The organism is Sphingorhabdus lutea (assembly GCF_001889025.1).
GTDB classification, from domain to species: Bacteria; Pseudomonadota; Alphaproteobacteria; order Sphingomonadales; family Sphingomonadaceae; genus Sphingorhabdus_B; species Sphingorhabdus_B lutea.
In genome coordinates this window covers 2,276,660-2,292,782 of sequence record NZ_CP018154.1, presented here as the reverse complement: position 1 = coordinate 2,292,782, position 16,123 = coordinate 2,276,660, and the positions used below count along the sequence as shown (strand labels likewise).

Here is a 16,123-nt window from a genome sequence, read left to right as displayed (position 1 = left end):
ATGCAGTGATGCAGGATTAAACTGCGTCGCCGTCACGTTCGCCGGTGCGAATACGCAGCGCGGTTTCAACTGGAATGACAAAAATTTTGCCATCGCCAATGCGTCCTGTTTGGGCGGCAGCGGCAATTGCCTCAACCACACGATCGGCAAGTGCGTCTTCGACCACGACTTCCAATTTCACTTTGGGCAGGAAATCGACAACATATTCAGCGCCGCGATATAATTCGGTATGACCTTTTTGACGGCCAAAACCCTTTGCCTCGGTCACGGTGATACCGGACACGCCCACTTCATGTAAGGCCTCTTTCACTTCGTCCAGTTTGAAAGGTTTAATGATTGCTTCAATTTTTTTCATACCGTCATGATCCCCGATAAAATTTATGTCCCGATATTTTGAATAATGGCTTTGCCCATATATTGGACAATATCGCCGGTTTATTCATATCATATGACTAATAATGCATTAAGCGTGCCAATTTGGAATCTTACCCATATGGGCGCGTTGACGATAATATAAGGAAATAGGGCGATGGCGATATGCTTAAAATTTAATCATATGCCCAATTTTTAGGCGGCACATAAATGGAAGAATAATATCCATTCCTGTCCCGCCTAAAATTACATTTTTACCAATGCTGGAAAATTTTTGAATAATCAGCTTGTTTATTATCCTATTTATTATTTTGCCGTATTTTTTGCTTTTACGGCCTTATCCGACTTGGTAATTTCTGCCTCATTTTTTTGTGCATAATGCGCGCGGCTAATCACATATTGCCGTATTTGGTCAGCCTGTGCAGGCGATAGGACATTGGCAAAACTGACCATGCCATTTTGCGCCAACATGCCATCAATGATAATGCTTTTCCATGTCTCGGCATCGGCCAAAGTGCCCGATTTACGAAGGTCGGGAAGCACCGCATTACCCACCGCGCCCGAACCATGACATGTCATGCAGTAACGTTGGAAATGTGCTTGCCCGGCGGCGATGTCTGCCGCCTTGCCTTCTTGGGCAGGTGGATTCCACACATGCTCGCTGACCGCTGGCAGGGCAGGGAATTTTGTCGTTCCGCCAATTTTCATGACCACCAAACGCGCAATATTGGGAACAGCCATGCTGGCCCCGCCGCCATATCCCGCGACCAAGGGGAATGCACCACCCTTGCCCGTTAAAAATGCAATATATTGCTCCCCATCAACCATATAGGTGGCGGCCCCGGCAAGGACGCCCGATTGTACGGGAAAGCTCCATAATAATGTGCCCTTATCCGCGCTATATGCGTTAAATTCGCCGGTCGATGTGCCTTGGAAAACCAAATTGCCGGCGGTCGTCATCGTGCCACCATTCCATGGCGCGGGATAATCCACCGTCCATGCGACCTTATTTGCCTTGGTATCAAATGCCACCAATTGGCCGGTTGCAGCTGCCTTTGCTGCCTTGACGATATTAACATCATCGGGGAAATCAAATCCTGCGCTATTGATGCCTAAATTAAATCCCTTTGGCTTTGATGCGGCCTGATCCGCATTTGCGGGGGGTAAATATGCCGCAGGAACGATTTGCGCGGGAATATATACCATGCCAGTATTGGGATTATAACTCATCGGGTGCCAATTATGTGCGCCAAGCGCCGATGGAATGGACATGAACATTTCGCCCGTTTTGTAAAAACGTGCCTTGGGATTTTCAATCGGGCGGCCCGTTTTCATATCATATCCGCTGGCCCAATTTATCCCCTTAATAAATGGTTCTGCGCCCAATAATTGGCCATTTTTACGGTTAAGGGTAAAGAAAAATCCGTTTTTCGGCGCATGATATAAAACCTTGGTTATGCTGCCATCTTCGGCCTTTTTATCGGCCAATATAATGGGCTGGGTCGCGGTGAAATCCCATGTTTCGCCCGGCGTTTCTTGATAATGCCAAATATATTCGCCAGTATCGGGCCGTAATGCGACGATGGAGGATAGAAATAAATTATCACCTTCTCCATTGGACCTTATGCCATGATTCCACGGGCTGCCATTGCCCACACCAATATAAAGCTGGTCCAATTCATGATCATAAACAATTGCGTCCCACACGGTGCCGCCGCCACCGCTTTGCCGCCAATTGCCGCCCTCTTTACTCCAACTATTTATCGCGGTTTTCAAAATGGAATCGCTTATCTCGCCGTCTGGCTCTCCCTTTGGATTGGGCACGGTGTAAAAACGCCAAAGCTGCCGTCCGGTATTTATGTCATAGGCGGTAACATAGCCGCGTGTGCCAAATTCTGCCCCGCCATTGCCAATGATGACCATATTTTTAACAACGCGCGGCACACCGGTAATTGTGCCATTGGATAATGGGTCCAATGTCGCCACGCTCCATAATTGAACGCCGGTGGCGGCATCAATGGCGATTAAACGGCCATCCAATGTGCCCAAATATAATTTGCCGTTAAAATATGCCACGCCGCGATTAACCACATCGCAACATGCCTTTGCCCCCGTTTCTTTGGGAACTTTGGGGTCAAAATTCCACAGCTCTTTGCCCGTTTTTGCATCATAAGCAAATAATTTGGACCATGCTGTGGTGACATATAATCTGCCATTTACAATGACGGGGGTGGCCTCTTGCCCCCGCGCATCGGGCAGGTCAGCAAACCATGCAATGCCCAATTGTTTGACATTTTTGTCATTTATTTGGTCTAAAGGGCTATATCTTTGTTCGTCATAGGAAAAGCCGGTCATCGCCCAATTGGTGCCATCCCCGCCCGTTTTAAGATATTCGCTATCGACGATTATATTTTTAGCTATGGGCGTTTTATCATCATCATTTTTGCCACAACCATGTAATAATAAGATAGAGCCCATAAAGGCAGCTGCCAAAAACGGCTTAAAAAATGGCCGCATTTTATGTTTTTCTTGACCGCCCATGGCCCTCTCCCCCGAAATCATTGTGCAGTAATTATGGGACAATAGCAATAAAAGCGGGCCATTTGCAATTATTCAATGCAAAAGGCACAATATCCTAAATTAAGCCCATTTTTAAAAGCTGTTGCATCAATTTTGGTGGCATGGGTTCATTGTCGATTATCTCGCCATCATCATTTGCCAAATCATTTGGCGCGGCATCATCTTCCAAATATCGCCATCCCTGATGCGCGCGCTTTGCCTGTGGCTCGACCAAAATCAATCTTGGCTTTAACCTTATCCAATATCGCCCTGCGCCATTTTCTTGAAACCCGATAATGGGGCTGCGCCCGACGATTAAACCGCTATGTATCCAATAAAGCGATGCCCCATGCATTTCATCTGCTCTTTTGGGCATATATCGGGTTGTTAATAATGCCTCACCCGCGCCGCCATTGTTGGCGGCATGGCTTTCCAACCATGTTTTTAATGTAGCCGGGCTTTCGCTGCGAAATGCAATTTTGGTTAAATGAACGGGCATATTATGATGATAAATTATATTGAAACTGGAAATTATTCTGAAATTGGGTCAATTTATTCACACAATATTGCTTGCCACGGCAAGGCCAAGAAATAATAAAAAACCCATTGAATCGGTAATCATGGTCACAAAGATAGAGCTGGAAACTGCAGGGTCCTGATCCAATCGGTCTAAAATAACCGGAATAATCACCCCCGACATGCCCGCAATGACAATATTACATAAAATCGCCGCTGCTATCACCGCGCCCAAAATCGGATTGGTGAAAAAATAACCCGCACCCAAACCCGCGATAATCGCAATGCTAACCCCCATTGACAGGGCGACATAAAGCTCCCTTTTTATGGCCCATATGGTGTTGGATTGGGTCAATTGATTGGTGGCCAATGCGCGCACTGTTACGGCCAATGTCTGCGTTCCCGCATTGCCGCCAATGGATGCCACAATGGGCATTAAAACGGCAAGCGCAACCATAGAGGATATTGCCGCGCCAAATTGCGCAATAATGAATGACGCGATCATCGCCGTGCCCAAATTAGCAACCAGCCAGCGAACCCGCGCCTTATAACTATCGATAATCGGTTCGTTAATATCGCCTTCGCCTGCACCCGACAGGCGCAAAATATCCTCGCCCGCCTCTTCGGAAATAATATGCGCAATATCATCGGCGGTAATCACGCCGACCAATCGGCCTTCATCATCCACCACAGCCGCGGAAATTAACGAATATTTTTGGAAACGCAGTGCGACTTCTTCTTGATCCAAATCAACAGGAATTAAGCTTTGATCGCGTTTCATCACATCGCCAAGCGGGATGGAGCGCGGCGTGCGCAAAATCCAGCTTAATTGGCATGTGCCAATGGGTTTATAATGCGGGTCAACAATGAAAACTTCCCAAAATTCGGTGGTTAAATCACTACGCACACGCAAATAATCAATCAATTGCCCTACGGTCATGGTTTCCGGTGCGGCGACCAAATCGCGTTGCATAATCCGGCCCGCCGATTCTTCGGGATAGGAAAGGGCATTTTCAATTGCGGCGCGGTCTTCAGGACCCAAAATGTCCAAAACCGCACGCTGTTCATCCTCTTCCAAATCTTCAATAATCGCAACCGCATCGTCGGTTTCCAATTGCGCGGCAAGGTCGGCCACCTGTCCAGCGGGCAGGGCGTCAATAATATCTTCGCGCACATAATCATTGATTTCGGCAAGCACATCCGCGCTCATCAAATCGCCAAGGGCAAGCGCCAATTTGCCGCGATCATCGCGCGGGGTTAATTCAAATAAATCGGCAATATCGGCAGTGTGCAGTGGTTGAACCAAGCGATAAATTTGTTCATTATCATCTTCATCAAGGCAGTCATGCACCTGATCCACATATTGTGAACGCAGGCGGTTATCCTCATCCAACACCTCAATTACGGGTAAGGTTTCGGCCTCGTCAGGGGTAAAGCCATGATTATTAGATTGAATATTATCTGTCATCTGGCCCCCTTTTTCTATAAATCATCTATGTTAATCGTCGCTCTAGCTGGCACATTTAACAGCTTAGAGATAATATTAAAGCAATTTAGGCAAAAATTTCTGTCTAAGGCATTTGCAACGCAGTTATATTTGATTAGAGAAGGCAGGTAATTTTATAAATTCACATAAATGTAATAATATTAGATTGGAAAAATTGTGGCATTTGAAACATTGACACTTCACACATCAAGCGGCGATGTAAAAATTAAATTGCGTCCAGATTTGGCCCCTGGCCATGTTGCGCGTATCACCGAATTGGCGCAGGAAGGATTTTATGACGGGGTGAAGTTTCACCGCGTTATTGACGGATTTATGGCGCAGGGCGGTTGCCCCGATGGCACAGGCATGGGCGGATCGAAAAAACCAAATTTGACCCAAGAATTTAACGATTTGTCGCACCAGCGCGGCGTATGTTCAATGGCGCGTGCCATGGACCCGAACAGCGCGAACAGCCAATTTTTCATCTGTTTTGATGATGCATCCTTCCTTGATCGCCAATATACCGCATGGGGCGAAGTGATTGAAGGTATGGAAAATGTTGATGCCTTACCAAAGGGTGAGCCACCAAAAAATCCCGGTATTATCAACAATATCACTTTGGCATAAAGTTTAAGGGGGCTGAACCAATGGTTTGGCCCTTTTTCTTAAAAAAACCGACAAAAAAACGGCCTGTCCAAATGAATGGCAGGCCGTGATAAGGAAAAGGACATGTGCCGTAAAACGGTTTAGCCCTTTGGGTCGCAAGCGGTTAGATATGGTAGAAAATTCCAAAAATATTGGATAGAAACGACATTTTGCTATTAATATGCTGTATAATCTCGCAACTAAATTTATTTTCGCACTTGATGCCGAAAAAGCACATAGGCTGGCCATTTCTGCGCTTAAATTAAGCCCCATTGTGAATAAGCCATTCAAGGATAGTCGTTTATCTCAAAATATATGCGGCATAAACTTTCCCACGCCCATTGGTCTTGCCCCCGGATTTGACAAAAATGCCGAAGTGCCGCGCGAAATAATGGCCATGGGCTTTGGCTATGTTGAAATTGGCACGGTCACGCCCTTTGCACAATTGGGAAATGATAAGCCGCGTTTGTTCAGATTGACCCAGGACCGAGCGGTTATCAACCGCATGGGTTTTAACAATGATGGCCATGTAAAGGTTTTGGAGCGTGTTAAAAGAGCGCGCCAAAATGGCCTTTCTGCGCCATTGGGGATAAATATTGGCGCGAATAAGGATAGCGGCGACCGCGTCAATGATTATGTTCAAGGGGTGCAGATTATGGCGCCCTATGCCGATTATCTTACCGTGAATATCAGCTCCCCTAACACGCCGGGATTGCGCGATTTACAGGGTAGCGAGCAATTAAATATATTATTGGCGGCGGTGCATCAGGCGCGTCAATCCGCAGAAGAAAATGGCAAAAAATGCCCGATATTTTTGAAAATTGCGCCTGATTTAATGGCCGAAGATATACAGGATATTTATAATGCCGCATTGGCGCATCATGTCGATGCGCTTATCATTTCCAACACCACCATTTCACGGCCCAATTTATCATCCAAATATTCTGGAGAGGCGGGCGGGCTTTCCGGTGCGCCGTTAAAGCAATTGGCCCTGCAAAGGCTGCGCGATTTTTACGCGCTGTCGCAGGGGGGTATCCCCTTAATCGGGGTGGGCGGCATTGAAAATGCACAGGATGTGATTGACCGGATGCGCGCGGGCGCATCTTTGGTTCAAATTTACAGCGCGTTGGTTTTCCATGGCCCATATCTGGCCAAAAAAATTGCCGATGATTTATTGGCATATATGGACGCGCATCAAATGGACCATTTATCGCAAATTATTGGCACAGATGCCTAAAATTATATTGGCGCATCATGTGGGCATTTGACCGCAAAATTATCACATAGATTATCACATAGATTATCACATAGAAATAGTATCGCTTGCCAGCAGCCCCTTTGCGGGTTTAGGATTTAGCCACATAATATATTTAAATTTATATTGGGGAACGCAATGTTAAAAGGCTTTATTAAAACCGGATTATGCGCGGCATTTTTGGCGCAAACGGCCTGTGCTGCCTCGGCAATAAACGCATCGGCTGGGCCAAATATTGCGCATAATACCGCCGCCTCTACCGCCGAAAAAACGGCAGATGAAAATGCGGTTAATATTGGCAATATGGTGGCAAGTTCCGCCGATCCGCGCGTAAGTGAGGCGGGAATGGAAATTTTGCGTCAGGGCGGCAGCGCGGCCGATGCAGCCATGGCGATGATGCTTGCCCTTAGCGTAGTTGAACCGCAATCCAGTGGCATAGGCGGCGGCGGATTTTTGCTATATCAAAATAGTGAAAATGGCCAGATTAGCAGCATAAATGGCCGCGAAACCGCACCCGCCGCAGCAAATAGCAACAGATTTCTGGATGCTGATGGCAAAGCATTATCATTTTATCGGGCCGTGCCGGGCGGCAAGTCGGTCGGTGTGCCGGGCAATATGCGCTTAATGGAAATGACGCATCAAAAATGGGGTAAATTGCCATGGGCTACATTATTTGCACCCGCCATAAAATTGGCTGAGGACGGTTTTGAGGTGAATGCGACCTTAAATTCTAGATTATTAGCAGTGGAGCGATTTTGGGTCGATTTTCCCGAAACGCAAAAAATTTATTATGTGGATGGAAAACCAGCGCCCGTTGGGTCTATTATTAAAAATCCAGAAATGGCCGCGACATTGCGTTTAATGGCCAAGGAAGGCGCGGATAGTTTTTACCAAGGTAGCATCGCTTCGTCCATTGTGGACAAGGTGCAAAATGCGCCCGTTAACCCTGCCGATATGACGATGAGCGATTTGGCCAATTATAAGGCAAAAGAGCAGGATGCGATATGTTCACAATATCGGGTTTATGTCATTTGCGGCATGGGGCCGCCATCATCCGGCGCGTCAACTGTGCTGCAAATTTTGGGTAGTATAGAGCGTTTTGATATGGGCAAATTGGGCAAGGATAACCCTCAATCATGGCATATTATTCATGAGGCTATGCGCCTTGCCTATGCCGATAGAGAGAAATATTTGGCCGACCCTGCCATGGTTGATGTGCCGATTAAGGGATTATTGGATAAGCAATATTTGGCTGAGCGTAGCGCGATGATTGATCCAGAAAAAAGCAGGGCCGATTATCCCGCAGGCACGCCAAAGGGCGCACCGCCGCGCACCGCCGCCATTTCTTCGGAAGTTGCCGGAACAACCCATTTTGTTGCGGTGGATAAAAATGGCAATGTGGCCAGCATGACATCCACCATAGAGGGTATTTTTGGCAGCCAAATGACGGCATCTGGTTTTTTCTTAAATAATGAATTGACGGATTTTACCTTTGCCCCTGAAAAAGAAGGCGCACCTGTTGCCAACCGTGTGGAGGCAGGAAAACAGCCGCTTTCTTCCATGTCACCGACCATTGTTTTTGACAAAAATGGCAAGGCAATTTTGGCATTGGGTTCAGCAGGCGGCAAGCGCATCATCATGCATGTCACCAAAAGTTTAATCGGCGTTTTGGATTTTGGTCTGCCCTTGCAAGAGGCGATTGCATTGCCCAATATTTATTGGTCAGGCGATGTTGTGCAGGTCGAAGAAGATACATTTTTATCCGCGATGGCGGATGAATTGGCCGCATTTGGCAAGGCTGTGCAGGCCAGCGATTTAGGGTCAAAGGTAAATGGAGCTGAGTGGACCGATAAGGGATGGACCGGCGCGGCCGACCCACGCAGCGAAGGCACAGCGATTATTTCCGATGAAAAGGGCAATATTATTGCGGTCACGGGGCAGGAAGCAGATACACCGCCGCCGCCCAGCGTATATTAAACGGCGTGCCTAATTATCTATGCTTTGATTGAATAAACCGCTTAACTTATCCATCGGTTCGCATTAGCATCACATAATGATGCAATATGTGCATATGAATATTTATTTATGCCCAAAAGGGCAGATGGTGGCGCAAATAATAAAAATAATGCGTCATTTTATGGAGGAAAATAAAATTGGATATTCAAAATTTGAATAAATTTCCAAATGTATTGGAAATGTTTTTTGACCGTGCAGAACGTAAGGGCGATGCCCCATTTTTATGGGCAAAGAATAATTTTGATAAAAAATCAAATGAGTGGCAATCCATTTCATGGCGACAGGCCGCGCAAATGGTGTCTGGCCTTGCCAGAAATCTTCGTAAAATGGGCCTGAAAAAGGGCGATCGGGTCATGTTGGTTTCGGAAAACCGGCCCGAATGGTGCATTTCGGATTTGGGCATTATGGCGGCGGGGTGCATTACCGTGCCAACCTATGTCACCAATACACAGCGCGACCACCAACATATTATTGAAAATAGCGGCGCCCGCGCCATCATTATTTCAACCAATAAGTTAATTTCCACTATATTACCTGCGGCATTGCATGGCAATGATACCGAATTTGTTATCGCAATCGAACCCTATAAATCTGCGCAAAGGGGATCGGTTAAATTTTTGGACTGGTCCGATTTGGCTGTGGGCAGCGATGATGATGTGGTGAAAATAAGGGCGGATATTCAATCCATTGGCCGCGATGACACCGCATGTATCATTTATACCAGCGGCACGGGCGGTGCGCCGCGCGGGGTGATGCAACATCATGGTTCAATATTGCATAATGCGCGCGGGGCGGCGTTAATATTGGATGAGGATTTTGGTCTGGGGGATGAGGTATTTTTATCCTTCCTACCACTTAGCCATGCATATGAGCATAGTGGCGGGCAGTTTTTACCCACTAGCGTGGGCGCACAAATTTATTATGCTGAGGGGTTGGAGAAATTAGCCGCCAATATTGAGGAAACTCGCCCGACAATCATGGTTGTTGTACCCCGATTATTTGAGGTATTGCGCCAACGGATGATTAAAACGGTGGAAAAACAGGGCAAGCTGGCCAATGGCTTGTTAAGCCGTGCGCTTAATATTGGGGAGCGCGAATATGATGGAAAAAAACGTTTCCGTGATCTGCCGATGAAATTATTGTTGAGCCGGACGATAAAACCGAAAATCCGTGCCAAATTTGGTGGTCGGATGAAGGCGATGGTATCTGGCGGTGCGCCATTAAACCCCGATATTGGGGTGTTTTTTGACTCGCTTGGTTTAACTTTATTACAAGGATATGGCCAGACAGAGGCTGGGCCGGTGATAAGTTGCAATCGCCCCCGTGCAGGCATTAAAATGGACACTGTCGGCCCGCCATTGGCCGATACCGAAGTTATCATCGCCGATGATGGTGAAATTTTGGTGCGCGGCGAATTGGTGATGCATGGATATTGGCGTAATCAAGCCGAAACCGACCGTGTGTTAAAGGACGGGTGGCTGCACACTGGAGATATTGGCCATATTGATGGTGCAGGGCGCATTGTGATTACCGACCGGAAAAAGGATTTAATAGTCAATGATAAGGGTGATAATGTCGCCCCGCAAAAGGTGGAGGGCATGTTGACTCTGCAACCGGAAATCATGCAGGCAATGGTGCATGGCGACAAACGCCCCTATATTGTCGGGTTGATTGTGCCTGATCCGGAATGGGCATTGGAATGGGCAAGGGCGCAGGGCAAAAAATATGATTTTAATCAATTGCAATGCAATCCGGAATTTCGCGCTGCCATCCGCGCAGCGGTGGACCGGGTGAATGTCGATTTATCGGTCACTGAAAAAGTGCGCAGGTTTGAATTTACCGAAGAACCATTTTCCATTGAAAATAAAGAACAAACGCCGTCTATGAAAATCCGCCGGCATGTCATTCGTGATCGCTATCAATCATTATTAGATGGCATGTATAAGGCGTGATAGGCCGTTTTGCTTAATTTACGCCTATTATATGAAGGACGGCATTATGGTGCATTATTTGAAATTTATGATCGCTTTACCGCGTAGATTAAAAATTCAATATTGCCCTTTGGTCCGGTAATTGGGCTTTCGACAATACCCATAATATGCCAATTGGATGCGGTGAGCCAATTGGCGACCTCGCCGCATACTCTTTGATGAATGGCGGCATCGCGCACCACGCCGCCCTTGCCAATCTCATGGCGCTGTGCCTCAAATTGGGGTTTGATTAACGCGATTAACTGTGCATCATTTTTGGCAAAGCTGATGGGGCGTTCCAATACTTTGGACAGGCTGATAAAACTGGCATCGCAAACAATCATATCGACAGGTTCATCAATATGGGCGGTGGTTAAAATCCGCGCGCTGGTTTGTTCATGCACCATGACGCGCGGGTCTTCGCGTATTTTCCACGCCAATTGGTTGGTGCCGCTGTCCACCGCGAAAATTTTGCGCGCACCATAATGTAATAAAACATCGGTAAAGCCGCCGGTGGAGCTGCCCACATCAATCGCCACCTTATCCTGTGCAGACAGGTCAAAATGCCGCATGGCATGATCCAATTTCAACCCGCCACGCGATACCCATGGATGATCCTGCCCCAATAAACGCACATCGGCATCATCGGCAATTTGTTGCCCCGCCTTGGTGATTTTTTGTTCGCCGACCATCACCTTTCCCGCCATGATAAGCGATTGGGCGCGGGTCCTGCTGTCCGCTAGGCCAAGTTCGACAAGATATTGGTCAATTCTGATTTTATTTTTCGCCATATAGATATGGCCTTTAGTAAATTTATTGGGCATAAGCAAAGCCATGCTTAATAAATATCATCTTATCGCTTTATCACTTTCCCTTATGGCGGGGGCATGTGTGCCAAATGCTCCGGCGCCAGAGCCTGCGCCGCCCACAAAATCGCAGGAGATAAAAGCGCCGCCGCCTGCACCGTTGGAGAATCGCGCAGATTGGCCAAAGGGCGAATGGACAGATTGGCCCATTTCATCGGGCAATTGGGTATATCGCAATGATGCGCGCGGCTCTATTGCCCTATTTGGCGTGCCAAATGATGATGCGCTGGTGACGCTGCGATGCGACCAACAAATGCGTAAATTATATTTTTCGCGGCAAATATCGGGCGCTCAATTGGGGCAGGCGGGGATGAAAATGACATTGCGGGCCAGTCAGGGGTTAAAGCAATTTGACGCATTGCCCGTGGGCGGTGAAAATACATATGTGGCCGCTGTCATCAACCAAAATGATCAAATATTGGACGCGTTAATTTATTCGCGCGGCCGCTTTGCGGTGGAATTGACCAATGTAAAGCCGGTGGCCATTCCTGCATGGCCGGAATTGGCGCGCGTGGTTGAGGATTGCCGATAATAATATTGGGGCGGCATTTTCCATTTTGCGAAAATATTTCGATTTTTTACTTGTATCTTTTGGGGCTTTGATTCATCCTCTTAATCGTAGGAGGTAAAACCTATGCAAAATTATTCTTATCAACAATCGAAAGGAGGTGGTCCGATGTCTCATGGTTCATTAAAGGGTCGGAATCCCGTTCGGAGGGCAGGTCTATAATCATTTACCATCTGTAAAAGATGGAAATATTTTTTGACATCACCTCCGGCAGCGGTCTTTTCGATCGTTGACCCATGTTTAGGGGCTCATGGCTTTGCTATGGGCCCTTTTTCAATGCTGCATATAAGATATTTAACGCCCAATTTCATTATAGTCTGTAATGCTTCTTGTCGGTCATAATCGCCATTGGTCGAAGCCAATTTTATATTTGCTTTAAAATCATGCATATAAGATAATCTAATTTTATGTCTGTGATAAATAGGCATAATTTAATGTTATATATGGGGAAATATCTGTGGCTTTTGTCAAAAATGCTTGGAAAATCTTGGTGGCGTTTAAGGATTTAATGGTCCTTATTTTCATGTTGCTATTTTTCGGGCTTTTATATGCGGCGCTTTCTGCTGCGCCCAATCCCGCAAAGGTAAAGGATGGTGCACTGACCATCAGCTTGGACGGGGTGATTGTTGAACAAAAAGCACAGGTTGATCCCTTTGCTGCGATTTCCGGTTCGTCTTCCGATATTGCAGAGATAGAGGCGCGTGATGTCATTCGTTCCTTGCAAATTGCGGCAAAGGATGAACAGATAAAGGCCGTGGTGCTGGACATGGATAAATTTTTTGGCGGGGGTAAGGCAAATTTGTCCGATATTGCCGGCGAAATGATGAAAACAAGAAAAGCAGGCAAAAAAATATATAGCTTTGCCACCGCATATAGCGACGATAGCTATTATTTGGCGGCGCATAGTGACGAAATTTGGGTTGATCCATTGGGCGGGGTCATGCCCGTTGGGCCAGGACGGACAAGATTATATTATAAGGATTTAATCGATAAATTGGGCGTAGAAGCCAAAATTTACCGTGTCGGCACATATAAAAGCGCGGTTGAGCCATATATGTTGAACAAACAATCAGAGGAATCTGCCGCCGCGACCAAGGCAGTTTTAGAAGAAATCTGGACAAAGTGGAAAGATGATGTGGCCAAGGCACGGCCACAGGCGCAAATTGCATCGCTGTTCACCACCCCCGCCGATGCGATAGAGGCGGCAAAGGGCGATATGGGCAAATTAGCCATCAATTTGAAATTGGTGGATAAATTGGGCGATCGGATGAGTTTCAACAAATATCTTGTCCAGAAGGTTGGCGCGGATGATGAAGAAAAATTGGGTGATTATAACAGCACCGATGCCGCGACATTATTGGCCGCCAACCCCATGGCGGAAGAAGGCGAGGCGATTGCCGTCATTACTGTTGCTGGTGAAATTGTTGATGGAGAGGGCGGTCCGGGAACGGCGGCTGGCGATACGATAAGCCAGTTAATTTATGATGCCATTGGTGATGAAGATGTAAAGGCAATTGTCTTGCGCGTGGATTCGCCAGGTGGGTCGGTCACGGCATCTGAAAAAATCAGGCTTGCCTTAATGGAGGCAAAGGCAAAGAAGTTGCCAATTATTGTTTCCATGTCCAATTTGGCGGCCAGTGGCGGTTATTGGATTTCGACACCTGCGGATTATATTTTCGCCGATATATCGACCATTACCGGTTCAATTGGTATTTTCGGGATGATACCCGATGGCAGCAAAGCATTGGCCAAAATTGGCGTTAATTCGGACGGTGTCACCACCACGCCGCTGTCTGGACAGCCCGATGTGATGGGCGGAATTAACGAAGAATTTGACCGTGTTGCCCAATCGGTCATTGAAAAAGGATATGGAGATTTCTTACAACGTGTAGCCACATCACGTAAAATGAGCGTGGCGCAAGTTGATTCAATTGCGCAAGGGCGCATCTGGGCGGGAGGCACGGCGCGTCAATTAAAATTGGTCGATCAATATGGCAATTTGGATAATGCATTGGCCGAGGCGGCAAAGCGCGCAAAAATTTCTGGTGATTTTTATGCCAGATATTATGAGCCGCCAATGGATGAATTTGCCGCATTATTTGCCGGACTTGCCGGACAAGCAAAGGCAAAACCGCAAATGTCGGGCGATTTATTTGGTCAAGTCTCGCTGCGTCAACAAATGACATATCGCCAACTGGCGGCTGATATAAATTATATAATGGGGACATCGGGCGCGCAAATTTATTGTATTGAATGTGCATCGGTGGAGCGACCATTAAGCGCGGCGAAAATCAATAATTTGGAAAAAATAGACCAAGGATGGTTGATGAAATTGGCCGGCATTTTTGGATGATTTCAAATATAAAATGAGGAAAAATATCCAATGAAATATAAGCTATTTGGATTGATGGCGGCGTCGTTCATTTTACATGGCGCAGCATTGGCGGAAAATTACACCCCGAATTTCAACCCTAGCCAGCTTAAAGGACCAAAAAATGGAGAGACTAGCCAGCTTTTAATATTGGGATCTATGCATTTATCGCAAATGCCCGAAAATTATAAGGTGGAGCAATTAAAGCCGATAAATGATCGTTTGGAAAAATGGGGCCCCGAAATTATCGCAATAGAGGCAGTGTCCGGCCCACAATGCGAATTTATGCGTTCTTATCCAAATCGATATAAACAAAGCGTTGAATATTATTGCTGGGACAGTGCACCTGCTAAAGCCGCCACGGGCTTGAGCGTGGCCGACGCGGCCGCAAAGGTTGAAAATATTTTGTTGAATTGGCCCGAAAACCCAACTGCGGAAGTGCGGCGTAATCTTGCAGCATTATTTTTGGCCAGTGGAGACCAAGCATCGGCATTGGTGCAATGGCTGCATTTGCCGGAGGATGAACGCAAAATCGGTGATGGATTGGATGAGGCATTGGTAAAACGCCTCAACATCTTACAAAATCGTAATAATGAAAATTACCAAATTGCCGCTGTTTTGGCCGTAAAATTAAATTTGCAGCGTGTATATCCCATTGATGATCACACATCCGATGCCGTGATATTGGACAGCAATGCATATGATGAGGCCATTTCCAAAATTTGGGATAATCCAGCAACAGCCAAGCGTATTGAGGAACATAATGAAATGGCAGCCCATTTGGAAGAACCAGATGGTTTATTAAATATGTATCGTAAGAGCAATTCACCCGAAACCGCGATGCTTGTATATGAAAGCGATTTTGGGGCGGCGATGGAAGATCCCTCGCCGAAAAAATATGGCCGAAATTATTTGGGATATTGGGAAACGCGCAATTTACGCATGGCGGCAAATTTACGCGATATTATGGGTATGATGCCGTCAAAACGCGCGCTTGTCATTGTGGGGGCATCGCATAAGGCTTATATAGAGGCCTATATGCACCAAATGCATGATGTGGAAATTGTCGATACATTGGATGTACTTCGTTAATCCCATAAAGTAAGACTGGCTAACGTCATTATTAGCCAGTCTGTATATCAAAATATTAGATTAAGAAAATGTTCCGGTTCAGCTTTTTACCGCGCAAATTAAACCAGATGAGCTAACCACGCCTAGAATTTCCGGGTCCTGCAGCGCCTTAGTTTTTTTGATAAATTCGTTCATGCTGATATCACCAGCATCCTTATTTTTTAATTTTTTAAGGCCGCGCAATTTATTTAATTGCAGCAAAGACAGCCTGTCCACCATGCGTTCGGCCATGCACCCTGCCACAGGCTTTGATAAGCCTGCGTCGGTTAAGGCAGTACGAAGCTGTGTCTGCGGCGTCGCACAGGATGCAATCAGCATGGTGGAACATAGGCCAAGGGCCAAAATATATTTATTTATCATAAGGGATA

13 protein-coding genes are annotated in these 16,123 nt (G+C 46.6%); 7 read left to right on the top strand and 6 right to left on the bottom strand.

Annotated features, from left to right (window positions below; genetic code table 11):
- Positions 1-16: 16 nt before the first annotated feature.
- From LPB140_RS10955 to mgtE, 4 genes are all read right to left on the bottom strand, one after another.
- A complete protein-coding gene (locus LPB140_RS10955) occupies positions 17-355 on the bottom strand; it encodes a P-II family nitrogen regulator (protein WP_072559858.1) in 339 nt (112 codons plus the stop codon).
- Between the two features lie 323 nt (positions 356-678).
- The gene (locus tag LPB140_RS10950) at positions 679-2,913 is read right to left on the bottom strand and encodes a PQQ-dependent dehydrogenase, methanol/ethanol family (protein WP_232223401.1); all 2,235 of its coding nucleotides are present in this window, start codon (positions 2,911-2,913) and stop codon (positions 679-681) included.
- A 94-nt stretch (positions 2,914-3,007) separates the two neighbouring features.
- The gene (locus LPB140_RS10945) at positions 3,008-3,430 is read right to left on the bottom strand and encodes a DUF1489 family protein (protein WP_072559857.1); all 423 of its coding nucleotides are present in this window, start codon (positions 3,428-3,430) and stop codon (positions 3,008-3,010) included.
- 57 nt (positions 3,431-3,487) lie between these two features.
- The gene (mgtE, locus tag LPB140_RS10940; RefSeq protein WP_072559856.1) at positions 3,488-4,915 is read right to left on the bottom strand and encodes a magnesium transporter; all 1,428 of its coding nucleotides are present in this window, start codon (positions 4,913-4,915) and stop codon (positions 3,488-3,490) included.
- 195 nt (positions 4,916-5,110) lie between these two features.
- Here mgtE and LPB140_RS10935 point away from each other — a divergent pair, with 195 nt between their 5' ends.
- From LPB140_RS10935 to LPB140_RS10920, 4 genes are all read left to right on the top strand, one after another.
- Positions 5,111-5,560, top strand: a complete 450-nt coding sequence (locus tag LPB140_RS10935) for a peptidylprolyl isomerase (protein ID WP_072559855.1) — start codon at positions 5,111-5,113, stop codon at positions 5,558-5,560.
- Between the two features lie 199 nt (positions 5,561-5,759).
- On the top strand, positions 5,760-6,815 hold the full coding sequence (locus LPB140_RS10930; RefSeq protein ID WP_072559854.1) for a quinone-dependent dihydroorotate dehydrogenase: 1,056 nt from the start codon (positions 5,760-5,762) through the stop codon (positions 6,813-6,815).
- A gap of 156 nt (positions 6,816-6,971) precedes the next feature.
- Entirely contained in the window at positions 6,972-8,810 is a 1,839-nt protein-coding gene (ggt, locus tag LPB140_RS10925) for a gamma-glutamyltransferase (protein ID WP_072559853.1), read from the top strand.
- 218 nt (positions 8,811-9,028) lie between these two features.
- The gene (locus LPB140_RS10920) at positions 9,029-10,801 is read left to right on the top strand and encodes an AMP-dependent synthetase/ligase (protein ID WP_198024199.1); all 1,773 of its coding nucleotides are present in this window, start codon (positions 9,029-9,031) and stop codon (positions 10,799-10,801) included.
- A gap of 65 nt (positions 10,802-10,866) precedes the next feature.
- Here LPB140_RS10920 and LPB140_RS10915 read toward each other — a convergent pair whose 3' ends face one another.
- Positions 10,867-11,610, bottom strand: a complete 744-nt coding sequence (locus tag LPB140_RS10915) for a TlyA family RNA methyltransferase (protein ID WP_072560904.1) — start codon at positions 11,608-11,610, stop codon at positions 10,867-10,869.
- 43 nt (positions 11,611-11,653) lie between these two features.
- Between LPB140_RS10915 and LPB140_RS10910 the strand changes: the two genes are divergently transcribed.
- The 3 genes from LPB140_RS10910 to LPB140_RS10895 all read left to right on the top strand — a co-directional run bounded on the left by LPB140_RS10910 (position 11,654) and on the right by LPB140_RS10895 (position 15,716).
- Complete coding sequence (locus tag LPB140_RS10910; RefSeq protein WP_072559852.1) at positions 11,654-12,217, top strand: hypothetical protein; 564 nt, start codon at positions 11,654-11,656, stop codon at positions 12,215-12,217.
- A 493-nt stretch (positions 12,218-12,710) separates the two neighbouring features.
- Entirely contained in the window at positions 12,711-14,606 is a 1,896-nt protein-coding gene (gene sppA / locus LPB140_RS10900; protein ID WP_156874198.1) for a signal peptide peptidase SppA, read from the top strand.
- 30 nt (positions 14,607-14,636) lie between these two features.
- Entirely contained in the window at positions 14,637-15,716 is a 1,080-nt protein-coding gene (locus LPB140_RS10895; protein WP_232223400.1) for a DUF5694 domain-containing protein, read from the top strand.
- Positions 15,717-15,794: 78 nt separating this feature from the next.
- Here LPB140_RS10895 and LPB140_RS10890 read toward each other — a convergent pair whose 3' ends face one another.
- Positions 15,795-16,115, bottom strand: a complete 321-nt coding sequence (locus tag LPB140_RS10890; protein WP_072559850.1) for a hypothetical protein — start codon at positions 16,113-16,115, stop codon at positions 15,795-15,797.
- Between the last annotated feature and the right edge of the window lie 8 nt (positions 16,116-16,123).

Excerpts from the sequence above, each read along its gene's own strand:
- LPB140_RS10890 (WP_072559850.1), bottom strand. The coding sequence starts at position 16,115 with ATGATAAATAAATATATTTTGGCCCTTGGCCTATGTTCCACCATGCTG.
- LPB140_RS10915 (WP_072560904.1), bottom strand. The coding sequence starts at position 11,610 with ATGGCGAAAAATAAAATCAGAATTGACCAATATCTTGTCGAACTTGGC.
- LPB140_RS10930 (WP_072559854.1), top strand. The coding sequence starts at position 5,760 with ATGCTGTATAATCTCGCAACTAAATTTATTTTCGCACTTGATGCCGAA.
- LPB140_RS10910 (WP_072559852.1), top strand. The coding sequence starts at position 11,654 with ATGCTTAATAAATATCATCTTATCGCTTTATCACTTTCCCTTATGGCG.
- LPB140_RS10955 (WP_072559858.1), bottom strand. The coding sequence starts at position 355 with ATGAAAAAAATTGAAGCAATCATTAAACCTTTCAAACTGGACGAAGTG.
- ggt (WP_072559853.1), top strand. The coding sequence starts at position 6,972 with ATGTTAAAAGGCTTTATTAAAACCGGATTATGCGCGGCATTTTTGGCG.
- LPB140_RS10920 (WP_198024199.1), top strand. The coding sequence starts at position 9,029 with ATGTTTTTTGACCGTGCAGAACGTAAGGGCGATGCCCCATTTTTATGG.
- LPB140_RS10950 (WP_232223401.1), bottom strand. The coding sequence starts at position 2,913 with ATGGGCGGTCAAGAAAAACATAAAATGCGGCCATTTTTTAAGCCGTTT.
- LPB140_RS10945 (WP_072559857.1), bottom strand. The coding sequence starts at position 3,430 with ATGCCCGTTCATTTAACCAAAATTGCATTTCGCAGCGAAAGCCCGGCT.
- mgtE (WP_072559856.1), bottom strand. The coding sequence starts at position 4,915 with ATGACAGATAATATTCAATCTAATAATCATGGCTTTACCCCTGACGAG.
- LPB140_RS10895 (WP_232223400.1), top strand. The coding sequence starts at position 14,637 with ATGAAATATAAGCTATTTGGATTGATGGCGGCGTCGTTCATTTTACAT.